12 protein-coding genes are annotated in these 18265 nt (G+C 65.3%); 8 read left to right on the top strand and 4 right to left on the bottom strand.

The annotated features are described in order from the left end of the window. The first annotated feature begins 4 nt into the window (after positions 1-4). The 4 genes from R2N03_RS11055 (at position 5) to R2N03_RS11040 (ending at position 8674) form a co-directional block, all read left to right on the top strand. Positions 5-3148: an MdtB/MuxB family multidrug efflux RND transporter permease subunit gene (locus R2N03_RS11055; RefSeq protein WP_316657618.1), complete on the top strand. Its 3144-nt coding sequence runs from the start codon at positions 5-7 to the stop codon at positions 3146-3148. Continuing rightward, complete coding sequence (locus R2N03_RS11050; protein ID WP_316657617.1) at positions 3145-6246, top strand: multidrug efflux RND transporter permease subunit; 3102 nt, start codon at positions 3145-3147, stop codon at positions 6244-6246. Before R2N03_RS11055 ends, R2N03_RS11050 begins: the two co-directional genes overlap by 4 nt. A gap of 1 nt (position 6247) precedes the next feature. Then, entirely contained in the window at positions 6248-7804 is a 1557-nt protein-coding gene (locus tag R2N03_RS11045; protein WP_316657616.1) for an AdeC/AdeK/OprM family multidrug efflux complex outer membrane factor, read from the top strand. Positions 7805-8110: 306 nt separating this feature from the next. Further along, positions 8111-8674 (top strand): acyloxyacyl hydrolase, encoded by a 564-nt coding sequence (locus tag R2N03_RS11040; protein WP_316657615.1) that lies wholly within the window; start codon positions 8111-8113, stop codon positions 8672-8674. Positions 8675-8754: 80 nt separating this feature from the next. Here R2N03_RS11040 and R2N03_RS11035 read toward each other — a convergent pair whose 3' ends face one another. Continuing rightward, positions 8755-10101 (bottom strand): diguanylate cyclase domain-containing protein, encoded by a 1347-nt coding sequence (locus R2N03_RS11035; RefSeq protein WP_316657614.1) that lies wholly within the window; start codon positions 10099-10101, stop codon positions 8755-8757. A 638-nt stretch (positions 10102-10739) separates the two neighbouring features. On the opposite strand from R2N03_RS11035, the gene R2N03_RS11030 reads away from it, so the two are divergent. Next, the gene (locus R2N03_RS11030) at positions 10740-11210 is read left to right on the top strand and encodes a hypothetical protein (protein ID WP_316657613.1); all 471 of its coding nucleotides are present in this window, start codon (positions 10740-10742) and stop codon (positions 11208-11210) included. 8 nt (positions 11211-11218) lie between these two features. Here R2N03_RS11030 and R2N03_RS11025 read toward each other — a convergent pair whose 3' ends face one another. Beyond that, a complete protein-coding gene (locus R2N03_RS11025) occupies positions 11219-11722 on the bottom strand; it encodes a GtrA family protein (protein WP_316657612.1) in 504 nt (167 codons plus the stop codon). A gap of 112 nt (positions 11723-11834) precedes the next feature. On the opposite strand from R2N03_RS11025, the gene R2N03_RS11020 reads away from it, so the two are divergent. After that, positions 11835-12740: a flagellar brake protein gene (locus R2N03_RS11020; RefSeq protein WP_316657611.1), complete on the top strand. Its 906-nt coding sequence runs from the start codon at positions 11835-11837 to the stop codon at positions 12738-12740. 233 nt (positions 12741-12973) lie between these two features. After that, the gene (locus R2N03_RS11015) at positions 12974-14392 is read left to right on the top strand and encodes an EAL domain-containing protein (protein WP_316657609.1); all 1419 of its coding nucleotides are present in this window, start codon (positions 12974-12976) and stop codon (positions 14390-14392) included. A 43-nt stretch (positions 14393-14435) separates the two neighbouring features. Here R2N03_RS11015 and R2N03_RS11010 read toward each other — a convergent pair whose 3' ends face one another. Continuing rightward, entirely contained in the window at positions 14436-16004 is a 1569-nt protein-coding gene (locus R2N03_RS11010; protein WP_316657608.1) for a methyl-accepting chemotaxis protein, read from the bottom strand. 287 nt (positions 16005-16291) lie between these two features. Here R2N03_RS11010 and R2N03_RS11005 point away from each other — a divergent pair, with 287 nt between their 5' ends. Continuing rightward, complete coding sequence (locus R2N03_RS11005; RefSeq protein WP_316657607.1) at positions 16292-16432, top strand: entericidin A/B family lipoprotein; 141 nt, start codon at positions 16292-16294, stop codon at positions 16430-16432. Between the two features lie 78 nt (positions 16433-16510). Here the strand turns inward: R2N03_RS11005 and R2N03_RS11000 are convergent, their stop codons facing one another. Beyond that, positions 16511-18244 (bottom strand): phospholipase D family protein, encoded by a 1734-nt coding sequence (locus tag R2N03_RS11000; protein WP_316657606.1) that lies wholly within the window; start codon positions 18242-18244, stop codon positions 16511-16513. Positions 18245-18265: the final 21 nt, after the last annotated feature.

Raw genomic sequence — 18265 nt, 5'->3', positions numbered from 1 at the left:
TGGCATGAATCCCTCCCGAATCTTCATCCTCCGGCCCGTGGCGACCACCTTGCTGATGATCGCCATCCTGCTGTCTGGCCTGGTGGCGTACCGGATGCTGCCGCTCTCCGCGCTGCCCGAGGTCGATTACCCGACCATTCAGGTGACGACGTTGTACCCGGGCGCAAGTCCGGACGTCATGACGTCGTCCATCACGGCCCCACTGGAACGGCAGTTCGGCCAGATGCCAGGGCTGAAGCAGATGACGTCGGCCAGCTCGGGCGGCGCCTCCGTGATCACGCTGCAGTTCGACCTGTCGCTCTCGCTCGACATTGCCGAGCAGGAAGTACAGGCGGCCATCAATGCGGCCAGCAACCTGCTGCCGAACGACCTGCCGATGCCGCCGATCTACAGCAAGGTCAATCCGGCCGACGCGCCGATCATGACGCTGGCGATCACCTCCAGCACGATGCCGTTGCCAAAACTCGAAGACCTGGTCGACACCCGCATCGCACAAAAGCTGTCGCAGTTGCCGGGTATCGGCCTGGTGAGCATCAGCGGTGGGCAGCGGCCGGCCGTGCGCATTCAGGCCAACACGTCGGCGCTGGCGGCGCTCGGGCTGTCGATCGACGACATTCGCACTGCCATCGGCACGGCCAACGTCAATGGCGCCAAGGGTAGCTTCGACGGCCCCATGCGCGCATCGACCATCGACGCCAACGACCAGCTCCACTCGGCCGCCGAGTACGGCCGGATGATCGTCGCCTACAAGAACGGCGCGCCGATCCGCCTGACGGACGTCGCGCAGATCATCGACGGCGCCGAGAACAGCAAGCTGGCCGCCTGGGCCAACACCACGCCCGCCATCATCCTGAACGTGCAACGCCAGCCTGGCGCCAACGTGATCGAGGTGGTCAATCGCGCCAAGGCCCTGCTGCCGCAGTTGAAAGACACCCTGCCCGGCAACGTGGAGGTGTCGTTGCTGACCGACCGCACCACCACCATCCGCGCGTCCGTGTCGGATGTGCAGTTCGAGCTGATGCTGGCCGTGGCGCTGGTCGTGATGGTGATCTTCCTGTTCCTGCGCAACGTGCCGGCCACCGTGATTCCGGCGGTCGCGGTGCCGCTGTCGCTGGTGGGCACCTTCGGCGTGATGTACATGGCGGGGTTCTCCATCAACAACCTGACGCTGATGGCGCTGACCATTGCCACCGGCTTCGTGGTGGACGACGCCATCGTCATGATCGAGAACATCGCCCGCTACATTGAAGACGGCGATCCGCCCATGGAAGCGGCGCTCAAGGGCTCCAAGCAGATCGGCTTCACCATCATCTCGCTGACGTTCTCGCTGATCGCCGTGCTCATTCCGCTGCTGTTCATGGGCGACGTGGTGGGCCGGCTCTTCCGCGAGTTCGCGATCACGCTGGCGGTGTCGATCCTGATCTCCGCCGTGGTCTCGCTCACGCTCACACCGATGATGTGCGCACGCCTGCTCAAGCACATTCCAGAGGCCGAGCAATCGCGCTTCTACCACGCTGCTGGAGCCTTCTTCGACAGCGTCATCGCGCACTATGGCCGCATGCTGCAGTGGGTGCTCGATCGACAGAAGAGCACACTGCTGGTGGCCATCGGCACGCTGGTGCTGACGGTGCTGCTCTACGTGGTGGTGCCCAAGGGCTTCTTCCCCGTGCAGGACACCGGCGTGATCCAGGGCATTTCCGACGCGTCGCAATCGATCTCCTTCCCGGCCATGGCCGAGCGTCAGCAGAAGCTTGCCGAGGTGGTGCTCAAGGACCCGGCGGTCGAGAGCCTGTCATCGTTCATCGGCGTGGACGGCGTGAATACCACGCTCAACAGCGGCCGCATGCTGATCAACCTGAAGCCGAAGGGCGAGCGCGACGCCAGCGCCAGCGAGATCATTCAGCGGCTGCAGCCTGAACTGGCCAAGGTGGCAGGCATTTCCCTGTACATGCAACCCGTGCAGGACTTGACGATCGAAGACCGCGTCAGCCGCACGCAGTACCAGTTCACGGTGGAAGACCCGGATCCGAAGAACCTTTCCAAATGGGTTCCCCGGCTGGTGGAGCGCCTGCAGCAGACCCATGAGCTGCGCGATGTCGCCAGCGACCTGCAGGACAACGGCTTGCGTGCGTACGTGCAGGTCGACCGCGACAAGGCGGCCGTCTATGGCATCACGATGGCGGCCGTCGACAGCGCGCTCTACAGCGCCTATGGCCAGCGCCTGGTATCGACCATCTTCACGCAGTCGAACCAGTACCGCGTGGTACTTGAAACGGACCCGAGGATGCAGCGCGGTCCGCAATCGCTCTACGACCTGCACGTGGCCTCCAGCAGCGGGCAGCAGGTGCCGCTGGGTGCGTTTGCCACGCTCGTCGAGCAGCCCGGCTCGCTGGTGGTGAACCACCAGGGCCAGTTCCCCGTCGCGACGATCTCGTTCAACCTGGCGCCAGGGGCGTCGCTTGGCGCGGCGGTCGACACAATCAACGCCGTCGAACAGGAAATCGGCCTACCGGCCAGCATGCAGACCAGCTTCCAGGGCGCGGCGCTGGCGTTCCGCGCATCGTTGTCCAACCAGCTATGGCTGATCCTGGCGGCCGTCATCACGATGTACATCGTGTTGGGCGTGCTGTACGAAAGCACCATCCACCCTGTGACGATCCTGTCGACACTGCCGTCGGCGGGCGTGGGCGCGCTCCTGTCACTGCTGATCGCCGGTAAGGACATGGGCCTCATCGCCATCATCGGGATCATCCTGTTGATCGGCATCGTCAAGAAGAACGCCATCATGATGATCGACTTCGCGCTGGAGGCCGAGCGGGAGCACGGCATGAAACCGCGTGACGCCATCTATCAGGCGTGCCTGCTGCGCTTCCGCCCGATCCTGATGACCACGATGGCGGCCCTGCTGGGCGCACTGCCGCTGATGCTGGGCACAGGCGTGGGCTCGGAATTGCGCCAGCCGCTGGGCATCACGATGGTGGGCGGCCTGCTGGTGAGCCAGGTGCTGACCCTGTTCACGACGCCGGTGATCTACCTCGCGTTCGACAACATCGGCCATCGCCTGCGTGATTGGCGCACGCGCCGCGCGCAGCGTCGCACCGGCCGCCACGGCACGCCCGGTGCCAACCAACCCGGCGGCCAGCCATGAATCTGTCCGCCACGTTCATCGCGCGGCCGGTTGCCACGGCGCTGTTGACCATCGGCGTGGCATTGGCCGGCATGGCGGCCTTCCGGCTGCTGCCGGTGTCGCCGCTGCCGCAGGTGGACTTCCCGACCATCTCCGTCAGTGCCTCCCTGCCCGGCGCGAGCCCTGAAACCATGGCGGCCACCGTGGCGACGCCGCTGGAGCGCTCGCTTGGCCGCATCGCCGGCATTACGGAAATGACGTCGTCCAGCTCGCTGGGCTCGTCGCGCATCACGCTGCAATTCGATCTGTCGCGCGACATTGACGGTGCGGCGCGCGACGTGCAAGCCGCCATCAACGCCTCGCGCAGCCTGCTGCCGTCGGGCCTGCCGAGCAACCCGACGTATCGCAAGGTCAATCCGGCCGATGCGCCGATCATGATCCTCGGCCTCACCTCCGACACCATGTCGCGCGGCGAGCTGTACGACGCGGCGTCAACCATCCTCGCGCAGAAGCTGTCGCAGGTCAGCGGCGTGGGTCAGGTCAACATCGGCGGCGCGTCGCTGCCCGCAGTGCGCGTGGAGCTGAACCCGACCGCGCTGAACAAGTACGGCATCTCGATGGAGACCGTGCGCACCGTCATCGCCAGCACCAACGCCAACAAGCCCAAGGGCATGCTGGAATCCGGCGATCGGGTATGGACGATCTACGCCAACGACCAGGCCAAGAAGGCCGTCGAATACCAATCGCTCATCGTCGCGTGGCGCAACGGGTCTCCAGTGCGGTTGTCCGATGTCGCGGCGGTGACCGACGGCGTACAGGACATCCGCAACTACGGCTCCGCCAACGGCAAGCCCTCGGTGCTGCTCATCATCAGCAGGCAGCCGGGCGCGAACATCATCGACACGGTCGACCGCATCAACGCGGTGCTGCCCTACCTGCGCAACACCATCCCCGCGCAGATCAACCTGGACGTGATGATGGACCGCACGCCCACCATCCGCGCCTCGCTCAAGGACGTGGAGCGCACGCTGGTGCTGTCGATCGCGCTGGTGATCATGGTGGTCTTCCTGTTCCTGCGCAACGTGCGCGCGACGCTCATCCCCAGTGTCGCGGTCCCGGTATCGCTCGTCGGCACGTTCGGGGTGATGTACCTGTGCGGATACAGTCTCGACAACCTGTCGCTGATGGCGCTGACCGTCGCCACGGGCTTTGTCGTCGACGATGCCATCGTGGTGCTCGAAAACGTCTCGCGCCATATCGAGAACGGCATGCGGCCCATGCAGGCGGCACTCAAGGGCGCGCGCGAGGTGGGCTTCACGGTGGTGTCGATGAGTCTCTCGCTCATTGCGGTCTTCATCCCGCTGCTGCTCATGGGCGGCATCGTCGGGCGCCTGTTCCGCGAGTTCGCGGTGACGCTGTCAGTGGCCATCCTGGTGTCGCTGGTCGTGTCGCTCACCACCACGCCGATGATGTGCGCGCGCTTGCTCAAGCCGGCCGCCGAAGAAGAGCACGGCTGGTTCCATCGCAAGACCGAGGGCTTCTTCAACGCGCTGCTCGACCTGTACCGCAACTCGCTGGCGTGGGCGCTGCGGCACAGCTGGCTCACACTGCTGATCCTGCTGGCCACGGTGTGCCTGAACGTCTACCTCTACGTGATCGTGCCGAAGGGATTCTTCCCCCAGCAGGACACCGGCCGCGTGATCGGCAACATTCAGGCGGACCAGGCCATCTCCTTCCAGGCCATGCGCACCAAGGTGACGGACTTCATCCACATCATCCAGCAGGACCCGGCAGTGGAGAATGTCGTGGGCTTCACGGGGGGCAGCCAGCGCAACAGCGGCTTCATGTTCATTCAGCTCAAGCCCTTGGCCGAACGGAAGCTGTCTGCCGATCAGGTGATCAACCGGCTGCGCGGCAAGCTCGCGCGCGAGCCAGGCGCAAACCTGTTCCTGCAATCGGTGCAGGACATCCGCGTCGGTGGCCGTGCCAGCAATGCGCAGTATCAATACACGCTGCAGGCGGACGACCTGAACGAACTGCGTACGTGGGACCCGAAGATCAAGCAGGCACTGACGCAGGTGAAGTCGCTGGTGGACGTCAACACCGACACGCAGGACAAGGGCCTGCAGACCTCGCTCGTCATCGACCGGGACAAGGCCAAGTCGCTCGGCATCAACCCGAGCGACATCGACAATGCGCTCAACAACGCCTTCGGGCAGCGCCAGGTGTCCACAATCTACAACCCGCTCAACCAGTACCGCGTGGTGATGGAAGCCGCGCCGCAGTACTGGCAGAGCCCGGATGGCCTGCGTGACATCTACCTCATCACGTCGACGGGTGCGCAGGTGCCGCTGTCGACCTTCTCGCACTACGAGCCGACCAACACGGCGCTGGCGGTCAACCACCAGGGCCAGTTTGCTGCCAGCACGATCTCATTCAACCTGGCGCCCGGGGCGTCGCTGTCCGGTGCCACGCGGGACATCCAGGACGCCATGAACCGCATCGGCGTGCCGACCAGCGTGCACGGCAGCTTCCAGGGCACCGCCAAGGCGTTCCAGGACTCGCTCTCGAGTCAGCCGATGCTGATCCTCTTTGCCCTCATCACGATCTACATCGTGCTGGGCGTGCTGTATGAGAGCTATGTGCATCCGATCACGATTCTTTCCACGCTGCCCTCGGCCGGGGTGGGCGCGCTGCTGGCGCTGATCATCACCGATACGGACTTTTCCATCATTGCGCTGATCGGCGTGATCCTGCTGATCGGCATCGTCAAGAAGAACGCCATCATGATGATCGACTTCGCCCTGGAGGCGGAGCGCAGCCAGGGCATGAGTCCGGCAGATGCCATCTTCCACGCCTGCGTGCTGCGCTTCCGGCCGATCCTGATGACGACGATGGCGGCGCTGCTGGGCGCATTGCCCCTGGCACTCGGCCGTGGCGACGGCGCCGAACTGCGCACGCCACTCGGGATTTCCATCGTGGGCGGGCTGCTGGTCAGCCAGATCCTCACGCTCTACACCACGCCGGTGGTCTACCTGGCGCTCGACCGGCTGCGCCTGCGCCGCGCGGGGCGCAGCAAGGACACACCGTTGCCCGCATTGGATTCGCAAGGAAGCTGACATGAAAAGAGGCGATCAAGCCCTCAACCGTTCCGGCCTGCTGTCGCGCACGTTCGTACGCATGACGGCGCTTACCGCCTGCGCGCTCGTCACGGCATGCGCCGTCGGCCCCGACTACCGACGCCCGGATGCCGAGGTGCCGCAGCACTACAAGGAAGCCGGCGACTGGAAGGTCGGCACGCCCAATGACGCCATCGCCCGCGGCACCTGGTGGGCGATCTTCAACGACCCGCAACTGGACGCGCTTGAAGAACAGGTCGCCGCCGCCAACCAGAACATCCTGGTCGCCGAAGCGCAATACCGGCAGGCGCAGGCTCTGGTGCAATCGGCGCGGGCGGCGTTTTACCCGACGCTGGGCGCCAGCGCGTCGGCCACGCGCAGCCGCTCGGTACGCACCGCGGTCAATCCGGACGGTAGCCTATCGACCGGCACCCCAAGCCTGCTCAACTCGCAAAGCCTGTCGCTCGACGCCAGTTGGGAACTGGACCTGTGGGGCCGCATCCGCCGCTCGGTCGAGTCGAATGAGGCCAGTGCACAGGCCAGCGCAGGCGATCTCGCCTCGGCGCTGCTGTCAGCACAGGCGGCGCTTGCGCAGAACTATTTTCAATTGCGTGTCACGGATACACAGAAGGCCGTCCTGCAGCGCACCGTGGCCGATTACGAGCGGTTCCTGAAGCTCACGCAGAACCAGTATGCCGTGGGCGTGGCGCAGCGCTCCGACGTGCTGACCGCGCAAACGCAGCTCAAGCAGGCGCAGGCGCTGTTACTCGACAGCGAGGTCACGCGTGCGCAGCTCGAACACGCCATCGCGGTACTGATCGGCAAGCCGCCGGCCGAGTTCTCGCTCGCGCCGGTCAACGCCTCCAACGTGGATGAGTTGCCCGCGTTGCCGGAGATTCCGCTCGAAGTGCCCTCGTCGGTGCTGGAGCGCCGCCCCGACATTGCCGCTGCAGAACGTCGCATGGCGGCGGCCAACGCGCAGATCGGCGTGGCCAAGGCTGCCTACTTCCCGACGCTGACGCTGGGTGCATCGGCCGGGCTTTCCGCCAATACGCTTACACGCCTTGCCACGCTGCCGAGCCGCGTGTGGTCGATCGGTCCATCGCTGGCGGCCACGCTGTTCGACGCGGGCGCACGCTCGGCGGCCGTCGACAAGGCAGGCGCAGTGTACGACGGCACCGTCGCGACCTATCGCCAAACGGTGCTCGGCGCCTTCCAGGACGTCGAGGACAACCTGGCCGCCCTGCGCTGGCAGGCACAGGAGTTCGATGCACAGGCCGATGCTGTAAAGGCCGCCCAGGAAGCCGCACAGCTGGACTTGAACCGCTATCGCGCAGGCACGATCAGCTTCCTGGAGGTGATCACCGCGCAGGCTACCGCCTACAACGCTGAACGCACGCTGCTCACGCTGCAGGGCAAGCGCTATTCAGCGGCCGTGCTGCTGGTCAAGGCGCTGGGGGGCGGCTGGCATGGCGAGGTGCCGGCGGTCGGCCCGAAGGCGCGCCCGCTCGCTGGCCAGGCGGCCCCACGGCCGGCCTCCGCTCCCGCCGCACAGTAGTCGACACATCGGCCAGCGCGGCCCGGCGGGTGTTTCGCACCCGGCAATACCACCTTGCGCGGAGGGGCGCACGCTACGGATGCGTTGCCCCTATAATCGACGGGTTTTATTTCGGGCTGCTCCGATCGCCAGGACTGGACTGACAAGGGCGGGCGCGTGATTTGCGTCTGCGGATGTCTTGCAAGCCAGTCGCCCGGTGTTATCGCGACCGTCTCTTTGCCTGCCGCCATGTCCGCCGCGCGCGTGGTTGGCCAATGCTGTTGCCGTGAATCACGCGCGCCGCTCAAACGATTCTGCCTCTCTCTGATGATCCGATCCGCGCTCCCCCGTTCCGCCAAGCTGCTGGCCACCGCCCTGGGTGCCGCTACACTCTTCGCCGCCCTTCCCGCCCAGGCCGACCCGTCCGTGCGGGTCATCTACGGCAAGGACAACCGCCACGGCATCGAGAAGTACGGTGTCGATCTGGATTTTGACTCGGGTTACCACTGGGGCAACCCGCAAGGCTGGTTCGTCAACCTGGACTGGGAGCTTGCCCTCGCGCAGTGGCGCTCGACCGCCGGAACCAACCGCCAGAACCTGACGGAATTCGGCATCACGCCGCTGTTCCGCGTTGAAAAGCGCGGCAGCTCGTGGGTGCCGTTCCTGGAATTGGGCGTCGGCCCGCGTCTGCTCTCGCACACCCGCACGTCGGATGAACACAACTTCAGCACCGCCTTCCAGTTTTCCGACATGATCGGCCTGGGCGTGGCATTCGGCAGCAAGCAACAGTTCCAGGTCGGCTATCGCTTCGAGCATCTCTCGAATGCGTCGATCAAGCGCCCGAACCCGGGCACCGACCTGAACGAGCTCTATTTGCGCTACACGTTCTGAACGGGCTCCGCGCTCAACAAGACAACGGCCTGCCATGACGGCAGGCCGTTTCGTTTCGCGCAGCGCAAGAGCATGCCGCCCTAGCGGCCGTCTGCGTCGATATCACGGTCGCGATTGCGCGAACGCATTCCCATCAGGCGCTCATAGTTGAGCGAGGCGTGGAAGCCCAAGCCGTTACCGCCGGCCCGCTTGACCTCATACATGGCGGCATCGGCGTTGCGGATCAGGGTTTGCGCGTCGCGCCCGTCAGACGGGTACAGCGCCACACCTGCACTCACGCCCAGCGACAACACATGACCCTCCACACGGAACGGCGCCTGCAGTTGCTCGATCAGGCGCTCGATGGTCTGTGTCACGTCGTCGCGCGTGGAGCAGTGTGTGAGGACGGCGACAAATTCATCGCCGCCCAACCGGGCAACCGTGTCGGATGCACGCAGGCTGCTGCGCAAGCGCATGGCGGTTGCCTTGAGAACGAGATCGCCCACACCGTGGCCGTATTCGTCGTTGACGGGCTTGAAGCGGTCGAGGTCGATGAAGACGACGGCGACCTGCGCGCGCGCGCGGCGTGCAGACTGGATCGCAACGAACAGCCGGTCGCGCAGCAGCCTGGCGTTCGGAAGATCCGTGAGCGGATCATGCAGCGCGAGGTGGTGTGCCTGGTCGAGCGCAGCCCGGCGTTGGGTCACGTCGAGCAGCGTGCCACTCACGCGTGTGGCCATGCCGCGAGCATCCCGTTCAGTCACGCGCCCGCGCGCGGCTACCCAGATCCACTGGCCATGCCCCGCGCGCATGCGCTGTTCGACTTCAAAGCAGTCGGCGTCACCGCGCAGGTGGCGGTAGATACGGCGCGCACTGAGTGGCGCATCTTGCGGGTGCACCATGGCGAACCAGCCGTCCGGATCGTTGGGTAGATCCGCGGGCGCGTATCCGAGCATGTCGGCAGTGCGGCGGTTGAACGAGACATGGCGCACGCGCGTGGACCAATCGAACGTGCCCAGCCCGGCGCCGTCCAGGACATACGCCAGCCGCTGTTCCGACGCGCGCAGCGATTCGAGTGCGAGACGGCGTGCCGTCATGTCCTGCACGTGCACGACGAGATGCTTGCCATCGCCGTTGTCTTCGTGGGCCAGGGCAACGTCGGCCTGCACCCATACGGTACTGCCATCCTGACGCACGAAGCGGGTTTCCATCGACAGCGTCTCACGCTGACCTGCCACCAGCGAGGCGATGTTCTCTCGGGCGCGCTTGATGTGATCGGGGTGGCACAGATCGAAGAGTTCGCGCGAACGCAACGCCTGCGCCTCGTGCCCCGTGAGCGCGCACAAGGCACGGTTCACATCGAGGAAGCGACCCTCGGGCGCGCACAAGCCGATCCCTATCGGCGAATGTTCGATCGCAGCCTTATACAAGTGGTGGTCCTCATGCATGGCGATGCAGTTTCGCGAATGCGGCAGTCAGCGGAGCAATCGATGTATGACGCCAGCCCCCAGAGCGCTATTGCAGTGGGTTTGCGTTGGGCGGGCGCGGTGGTGCTCGGCGTAGGTCCCCGTAACCGATCTCATGGTCTGCGTGTTCAGCAGACGCGCTGTCAGACCGATCGCACGCAATCCATGTGTGCGAATCGAGGCGGACTATAGAAGCCGCAAGTTAACGGGGCAATCCCTTCCTGCGAGGGGACACGGTCCAGACATGCGTTCTGGCCCCTCGTGCTTGAAGTCGACGCGAAGGAAACGCGCCCCGCGTCATTCCCGTCAGCGTTGTGTCGCTGCCGTTTGGCGGCAGCCGCCCGGCCATGCCGGGCATCCGCTCACTGTACACCGCCGCCAACGGTGGAGCAGTCAGCCTTTCGGTTAGGTGGCGGGGTGGCGGGCCCGGGCGCACACGTTTGCTTTCCGCAGGCGCCGCAGGCTCCACATTGCGGATGCCTGCGTCGGAAAACATGCTCATCCGGACGACGGAAACGGCCGCCAAACGAGGCAGGCTCCGCTACTATGCTTGGAGATCGCTCCGGGGGGACGAGTCAACACGGCGAGCCGCGCGCGCGTGCGCGGTGCTAGGAGGTTGTATGGAATTGAGCTTTGTCGCCCCGGGTACACAGACACACCGGTACGCCCTGAAGCTGGCGGGCCTGCCCGAGGGCAGCGAACCCATCGATCCGGCGTGGATCGATGACGCGCTGACTGCGGCCGTCCGCGTCTTTGATGCACACCGCGTGCATTTCGCTGACGCATATTTCGCGTACCGTGCCCGAGAGTCGGCACACCATGCCTCGCGCGCCGCAAGCGGTGCATCACGCATGCGCGTTGCAGGCGACTTGCACGATGACACGCCGTTGCTCGCGGACACCTTTGCGATTGCACAGCTTGCGGCATTGGTGTCACTCGAAGCGGCTGGCGTGGCTGACATCATCGACGTGCACCTGGTCGTCGAACGCCTGCGCGACGACGGCCCCAGCCCACCCGCAGACGGCATCGGTGAAGTGACCTTTGCGACGGAAGCCGCAGCAGGCATGCGAACCGCGGCTGGCCGGCACTAGCGCTGGCACTAGCGTCCGCGCCTTCCCCACGTCCGTCGGGCAGGCGCAACCGCGGGGAGCGCCTCCGTGGGCGCCCCGATCGCCGCCGCATCGCGGAACGTCCAGTGCCGGTGCACCAGAAAATTGAAGACAGCGGTGATGGCCGAGGCAAACATCTGGGCAATCAGGTAATACAGCCCCAGCGCCAGGCCGATGGCCATGATGGTCGCGTTGCAACCCAGTGCCAGAAACGCGACCAGGCCGAACCGCACCATCGCGCCAAGGTGGCCTCGCGTGCTGTTGAACACCGCCTGCCGGCTGATGAAGTAGTTGAGCGTGGCGCCGATCACGCTACCCACCACCGAGGCCCGCCAGGGCGACACCCCGGCCTGTACCAGCCCGAACAGCACGACATAGTGCGCCAGCGTCGCCCCGAAGCCGATCACGACATAGCGTGAGAACTGCTCCACCATCGCCCAGAGGCGCTGCCTTGGCGGTCGCGCCGCGCTGTGCCCGCGTGTCCGTGAATCCATGTGGTGCTCGTTCATGCCTGCAACACGTGCAACTCCCGTGCCCGCTTAAAGTTCTGCAACATTTTGCCGTATAACACGTGTGGCCCCGCGGGGCTGTGGGCGCTCCATTGACATGCTCGAACTTCAACCTCTCGACATTCCGCTTGCGATCCCCCTGCCGTGGCCGATGCACGACGCCGACGGGCAGTTGCTCGTCCCTAAGGGCGACGTCATCCACTCGCCAGAGGAAATCGACCTGCTGTTCACCCTGCACCGGCCACACCGCCATGCCGAGGGTGCACCGCCACCCGCCTCATCCTCTGCCAACACGGCGTTTCCGAATACGCTCCTGCCCGATCTGGACGGGGACCCGGAAGGCGAGCGCGCCATCGCCATGGAGCTGCTCGGCCTGCGCCCCGGCGGCATGCTGACAGTGCGCCTGACCGCAGGTGCCGGACAAAGCAAGGGGGCGGCCCGCGTCATCGGTTACAGCCCGCAGCGCCATCTGCTCATGACCATGCCCAGCGACGGCGGCCGTACGGTCATGCCGGTCAAGGACGAGCTGCTGGAAATCCACGCGTTCTCGGGCGAGGGCATCGCCAGCTTCGAGTGCACGGTCATGGCCGTCTGCCGCATCCCTTTTGAATACGTCGTGCTCTCGCCGCCGCGCCGGATCAAGAACCGCACGTTGCGCAAATCGCTGCGCGTGCGCGCCAACGTGATCGGCAAGATGCTGGTGAGCGGCGAACCACCGCGCATGATCCATATCTCCGACATCAGCACGACCGGCGCATCGTTCCGCTCCGCGCATCGGCTCGAAGTCAGTGGTGCGCCAGCGCGCCTGCGCTTTCGGGTGAAGACGCGCGACTACCACTCGGAGCTGGTGGCCGCCGCGCTCATCCGCAGCGAGAAGCCCGCCGATCTGCCCAACACGTATCAGTACGGCGTTGAATTCATCGAACTGGTGGCTGCGCAGAAGATGCTCCTGCAGTGCTTCATCTACGAGCAACTGCTCTGGGGCAGCCAGCGCATGGTGTAGTTGCAAGCGTGTCTACACGCTATGGATAGGCAAGTCGCTTTAATCAGATTTAACCCGCATCAAAGGTGAAATGAGCCGTACGATTCCCGCGACAGCGCGCCGGGAAGCGGCCCGGTTAGCGGGGTTTCGGCTTATGATGCCAAGAGCTTTGCCGTGACAAATCAAAACCATTAATGAGCCGCGCAAGCCAACGCATTTCCGTTTCACAGGATTTAGCAGGACGCTCTTCATCCATGAGTCGCGCCACGTCCATCGCGCCGCCGGGTCTGGATCCGATTTCTGGATTGCCGGATCGTGACCGATTCGTTCAGTTGCTGGCAGCGATGCCTCGCGCCCGGCAACCGGACAGCACCGGCGCGCTGCTGCTGGTCAGCTTTGATCATTTTGCCGAGGCAATCACGACGCTGGGTCCGCTCGCGGCAAGCGCCATCATTGTTGAATGCGCGGCGCGGCTCAAAGCGCTCTGTGCCCAAGGCAGCGACGGCACGGCCCCCTTCGTGGGTCGCGTGGGCCAGGAAACCTTCGCGATCGCATCGTCGGCATTCGCTTCAGCCCAGGCGGTACACGACCTGGCCCGACGCATTTCCGCATCGCTCACGCGCCCGTTCATCGCGCACGGCTATGAGTTGGTCTGCTCGTGCAGCATCGGCATGACGCTGTTCGAAAGCGCCCCTGCCGATGCCGCCCAGCTGATCGATCAGGCAGACCGTGCGCTCTACCACGCTCAGCATGGTGGCAAGCCAGGCCCTGCCGTCTATGCTCCCGCACCGGCGCTGGCACACACCGGTGACATTGCATCGACGGTCCAGTCGATTGACGCCGTGGCAGAGCGGCCGCGCCTGGCGGCCCAATTGCGGCACGCGCTGGCGCGCCGCCAGTTCAGCCTGAACCTGCAGCCGCAACTGAGCCTGGCCGATGGGCGGATCGTCGGCTATGAACTGCTGTTGCGCTGGATTTCGCCAGAACTGGGCGGTGTCGCACCTGCCGATTTCCTGCCGATCCTGGAGCAGACGGGCGACATCCGCGAGGTGGGCCGCTGGGTGCTCGACAACGCGGCCCAGATGCTGGCGGGCCTGCAGCGAGAAGAATCGGAACGCGCAGGACGGAGCGGCCGGCAACATCAACCCGGTGTGCAGGCGGCGGTCAACCTGTCGATTGCACAGTTGCTCGACCCGCGGTTGAGCGACGTTGTCCGGGATATCGCCGCGCGGCATGCGGTACCGACGGCACGGCTGGTATTCGAGATATCCGAGCATGCCCTTTCCCGCGCCAATGGCGCCGTGCGCGAGGCGATTGAAGCGCTGCACGCATGTGGCGCACGCGTGGCCGTGGAAGACTTCGGCGCGACCGAGCACAGCCTCGATTGCCTGAAGACCTATCGCCCCGACCAGGTCAAGCTCGATCAGGGCGTCGTCGGTGCCGTGGCTGATGCGCACAGCCAGGGCGCACTGCAACGCCTGGTGGCCGCAGCCCACGCAGCAGGCGTGCCGGTGACCGCCACGCGCGTGGAAACCGCCGCGCAACTCCAGGCCTTGCGGGCCTGCCGGTGCGACGTCATCCAGGGTTACCTGCTATCGCAGCCGTTTCCGGCACGCTGGATCGACGACACGCAAGACGTGATTGCCGAGCGCGCGCGCGATCTCCTGCCCTAGGAAGACGAGCGCCCTTCCGCCTGCCGGGAAGGGCGCTCCAGCCTTATGCGTGCCCGACGCGGAAGACCGCCACGGCGCTGCGCAACGCCTCAGCCTGTTCCTCCAGCGATTCCGCCGCGGCCGCCGCCTGCTCGACCAGCGCGGCATTCTGCTGCGTGACCTCATCCATCTGGTTCACCGCCTGGTTCACCTGCTCGATACCCGAACTTTGCTCGTCCGAGGCGGCGGATATCTCGCCCATGATGTCGGTCACGCGCTTGACGGCCACCACCACTTCGTCGATCACCGTACCGGCCTCGGCCACGAGCGCCGAGCCGTTACGCACGCGGCCGACCGAATCGCCGATCAGTTCCTTGATCTCCTTGGCTGCCGTGGCACTGCGCTGCGCCAGGCTGCGCACTTCACCCGCCACCACCGCAAAGCCCCGCCCCTGCTCGCCCGCGCGCGCGGCTTCCACCGCCGCATTCAGCGCAAGAATGTTGGTCTGGAACGCGATGCCCTCGATCACGCCGATGATGTCGGCGATCTTCTTGCTGCTCTCGTTGATGCCGGCCATGGTTTCCACCACGCGGCCGACCACCTCGCCGCCTTTGACGGCGATGTCCGAGGCGTTGACGGCAAGCGTGCTGGCCTGACGGGCGTTGTCGGCGTTCTGCTTCACGATGCTGGTCAGCTCTTCCATGCTCGACGCGGTTTCTTCCAGCGAGCTGGCCTGCTGCTCCGTGCGCTGCGACAGGTCGGCATTGCCCGCCGCGATCTGCTTGGTCGCACTGGCAATTGAATCCGAGCCTGTGCGCACCTGGCCGATGATCTGTTGCAGGCTGGTCTGCATCGATGCCACGGCGTGCATCAGGCGCGCCGTTTCATCACGTCGCCCGGCAGCGGTCTGACCTTCCATGCGCGTGGCGAGATCACCCGATGCCATCCGCTCGAACACCTGGATGGCGCGCTCCAGCGGACGCACCACCGTGCGGCCGAGCACGCCGCGCGCAACGAATGACAGCACCAGCGCAGCCGCCAACAAGCCGCCCGAGACCCAGATGCTCATCGTGTATCGCGATTGCGAGCGGTCAAAGCGAGCCTGGCCATAGGCAAAGCGCGCCTTCACCAGCGGGGCAAGCGCCGTGTCATATGCAACGAACAGCTGGGGCACCTGCGTGGTGTTCAGGTCGCGGTAGGACGTGAGATCGCTGCGCTCGAGCGCGGCGATGGCCGGCTCGAGCGCCGTCTTGACGAATTTCGTGCGCGCGGCATCCGCCGCCTGCAACTGGGCCCGGTCGGCCTCAGGCACCGGCAGCTTCATGAATTCGGCCCAGGCATCGTTGGCCGACTTGACCATGGTGTGCGCGTCCGACAGCAGCTTCTTGAGCTCTTCGGGCGACGAGACCGAATCGAAATTGGTCAATTGAATGCGCGCCCACAGCAGATTGATGGTGTCCTTGGCCAGCAGATCCAGCCCTTTCGCGTCCTCCAGGTACACCGCGCGCAAATCGGCGTTCGTCGCGCGGCCGATGACGATGCCCGCGCCCCCTACCACGCCGATCATCACGGCGAACGCCGCGACCAGGATCGACAGCCGCGTCCGAATGCTCGTATCCATCCACTTCCACATATGTTTTCCCCGCTTGGTTGGGCCGTCGCGCGTTGCTGCTGGCGTCAATGCATTGCGCGTCCGGCACCGGGTTCACTCCCGAAAGGTCTAACGGCAAACGCGCAGGGAAATGGAGACCGGCGGGCGGAATATCGGGAATACGCCGCAAGTGATAGGTAAGACCGCAAAAAAGATGCGCCCTACGCACCCCGCCTGCGTGGGGTGACATTAAAATGCGGGTTGCGCCACCGCCTGGTGGCCAAACATGCGAAATCGTGCGGTACGCCGCACTGCTTAAGGGGATCACGATGAAAAAACTGATGGCACTGCTGGCCCTGGGCTGCGCCGTTCTGGCGGGTTGCAACACGATGGCGGGCATGGGCAAGGACATCCAGACGGGTGGCCAGAAGCTGGAAAATGCCGCCGACAGCACCAAGCAGAAGATGTAACCCGACCCGGGCCGGATCCTTGCCGGGCCGGATCTGAAAAAAACGCCGCCCGCCGCGGCGTTTTTCTTTGGGCGCGCGCTACAGCAACTCTTCCGGGGTAAAAGGCGCCAGGATCTGGATCCACAGGCGCCGGCTGAAACCGACATCCGGTTCGCGGTCGACCACCACCGCTTTGCCGTTCTCGTGCGTGGTCCAGCGCAACGAGCCGTCATCCGCCTTCGTCACCCGGTAGGCGCTTTCACTGACGGAATCGTCGAACAGCCGGGCCACTGCCTGCGACAGCGCCGGGCTGCGGATGACCAGTCCGGTCTCCGTGTTCAGCGCGATCGATCGTGGGTCAATGTTCATCGAGCCGACGAACAGGGTGCTGCGATCGACAATGACCGACTTCACGTGCAGGCTGGCCTGCGACGAACGGAAGGAGCCGATCACTTTCGGACGGTCGCCCAGCGTGGGGCGCAGTTCGTAGAGTTCAACACCGCCGTCGATGAGCGCGCCCCGGTATTTGGCATAGCCGACATGCACGATGGGCGCATCGGTGGCCGCCAGCGAGTTGGTCAGCACGCGCAAGCGTACGCCGCGGTCATGCAGGGCCTTGGCAACCGCTACGCCCCGCTTGCCCGGCACGAAGTACGGCGAGATCAGGATGACCTCGCTCCGGGCCTGGTCCACGAGATGCATCAAGGTCTTGGCAAGGTGCTCACGGCCGGGTTCGACGTCGTCGCCGGAGACCTTGGCCGGGTGGTCGACGATCACCTGGGCGGGCGCCCATTCCAGGCTCAGATGACCGCGCGCGATCTGGTCGGCAAGAAACCAGTCACGCGGAGCCGGCTTCAAGGGCAGCGGGTCGACGGGCGTCGTGCTTGCCAGGTCGGTCTGGTTGCGCTGGCGCTGCTGCTCGGGGTCGGTGATGTCCCGCGCCGACTCCTGCGGGCCGGAACCCGCGCTCAGGTCGATCGGCTGCGTTGGCACGTCGATGTGGCGCAGCGGCACCACCGGTCGGTTGGACAGGGTCACTGGCGGGGGGTAATTGCCGTCCTTCTGCACGGGCGGATGCGCATCGCTCGGCTTGGGCGCCAGTGCCTGCACGGGATAGGCGAATGCGCTGTTCCAGTAGGTATCGAAGGCGGCCGACAGTTGCCGCACGGCCGGGCCGGCGGCTAGCACGTCCAGGTCAACGAAGTTGGTGGTCTTGTTCTGCGTGAAGTACTCCGCGCCCAGGTTGCGACCGCCTGTAACGGCCAGCGCGTTATCCGCGATGAAGGCCTTGTTGTGCATCCGCCGATTGACCCGGCGGAACTCGGCGGCGCCGCTCAGGAAGCGTGTGAAGTTCGACATCCGCCCGCCGGGAAACGGGTTGAACAGCCGCACGTCGATGTTCCGGTGCCGCGAAAACCGCAGGAACGCCAGGTCGCGCCCATCACTGTGCAGATCATCAACCAGCATGCGCACACGCACGCCACGCTCGGCGGCGGCCAGGACATGGCGCATCAGTTCGCGCACCGCGTTGTCGCTGGCGATGATGAAGTACTGCAGATCCAGGGTGCGCTCGGCCCGATCCGCCAGCGTGAGCAACGTGGCATAGGCTTCCTCCCCCGACGGGATCAGCCGGAAGCCCGAGACGTCGCCGGACGGCGCATTCGACTGCGCGAGACGCCCCAGCGAGGTGGCCGATTCTGCGCCCGCCAACGCGGTTGTGACGGGTCGCTCGACGTGATCGGGCAAGCTGGCACAGGCGCCTAGAAGCAGGGCCCACAGACAGGCCAGCCAAAGGCGCAATCCTGCGCGAGTGGAGGGTAGACACCCTTGCATGTTCGTATGTCGTGTTGAGCG

Origin of the sequence: Ralstonia condita, from assembly GCF_958405655.1 — a bacterium.
GTDB lineage: Bacteria > Pseudomonadota > Gammaproteobacteria > Burkholderiales > Burkholderiaceae > Ralstonia > Ralstonia condita.
Note: the sequence above shows the minus strand (reverse complement) of the source record. Positions and strands in the feature narration are given on the sequence as shown.

Excerpts from the sequence above, each read along its gene's own strand:
- R2N03_RS11000 (WP_316657606.1), bottom strand. The coding sequence starts at position 18,244 with ATGCAAGGGTGTCTACCCTCCACTCGCGCAGGATTGCGCCTTTGGCTG.
- R2N03_RS11040 (WP_316657615.1), top strand. The coding sequence starts at position 8,111 with ATGATCCGATCCGCGCTCCCCCGTTCCGCCAAGCTGCTGGCCACCGCC.
- R2N03_RS11045 (WP_316657616.1), top strand. The coding sequence starts at position 6,248 with ATGAAAAGAGGCGATCAAGCCCTCAACCGTTCCGGCCTGCTGTCGCGC.
- R2N03_RS11035 (WP_316657614.1), bottom strand. The coding sequence starts at position 10,101 with ATGCATGAGGACCACCACTTGTATAAGGCTGCGATCGAACATTCGCCG.
- R2N03_RS11015 (WP_316657609.1), top strand. The coding sequence starts at position 12,974 with ATGAGTCGCGCCACGTCCATCGCGCCGCCGGGTCTGGATCCGATTTCT.
- R2N03_RS11055 (WP_316657618.1), top strand. The coding sequence starts at position 5 with ATGAATCCCTCCCGAATCTTCATCCTCCGGCCCGTGGCGACCACCTTG.
- R2N03_RS11030 (WP_316657613.1), top strand. The coding sequence starts at position 10,740 with ATGGAATTGAGCTTTGTCGCCCCGGGTACACAGACACACCGGTACGCC.
- R2N03_RS11025 (WP_316657612.1), bottom strand. The coding sequence starts at position 11,722 with ATGGATTCACGGACACGCGGGCACAGCGCGGCGCGACCGCCAAGGCAG.
- R2N03_RS11010 (WP_316657608.1), bottom strand. The coding sequence starts at position 16,004 with ATGTGGAAGTGGATGGATACGAGCATTCGGACGCGGCTGTCGATCCTG.
- R2N03_RS11005 (WP_316657607.1), top strand. The coding sequence starts at position 16,292 with ATGAAAAAACTGATGGCACTGCTGGCCCTGGGCTGCGCCGTTCTGGCG.
- R2N03_RS11050 (WP_316657617.1), top strand. The coding sequence starts at position 3,145 with ATGAATCTGTCCGCCACGTTCATCGCGCGGCCGGTTGCCACGGCGCTG.
- R2N03_RS11020 (WP_316657611.1), top strand. The coding sequence starts at position 11,835 with ATGCTCGAACTTCAACCTCTCGACATTCCGCTTGCGATCCCCCTGCCG.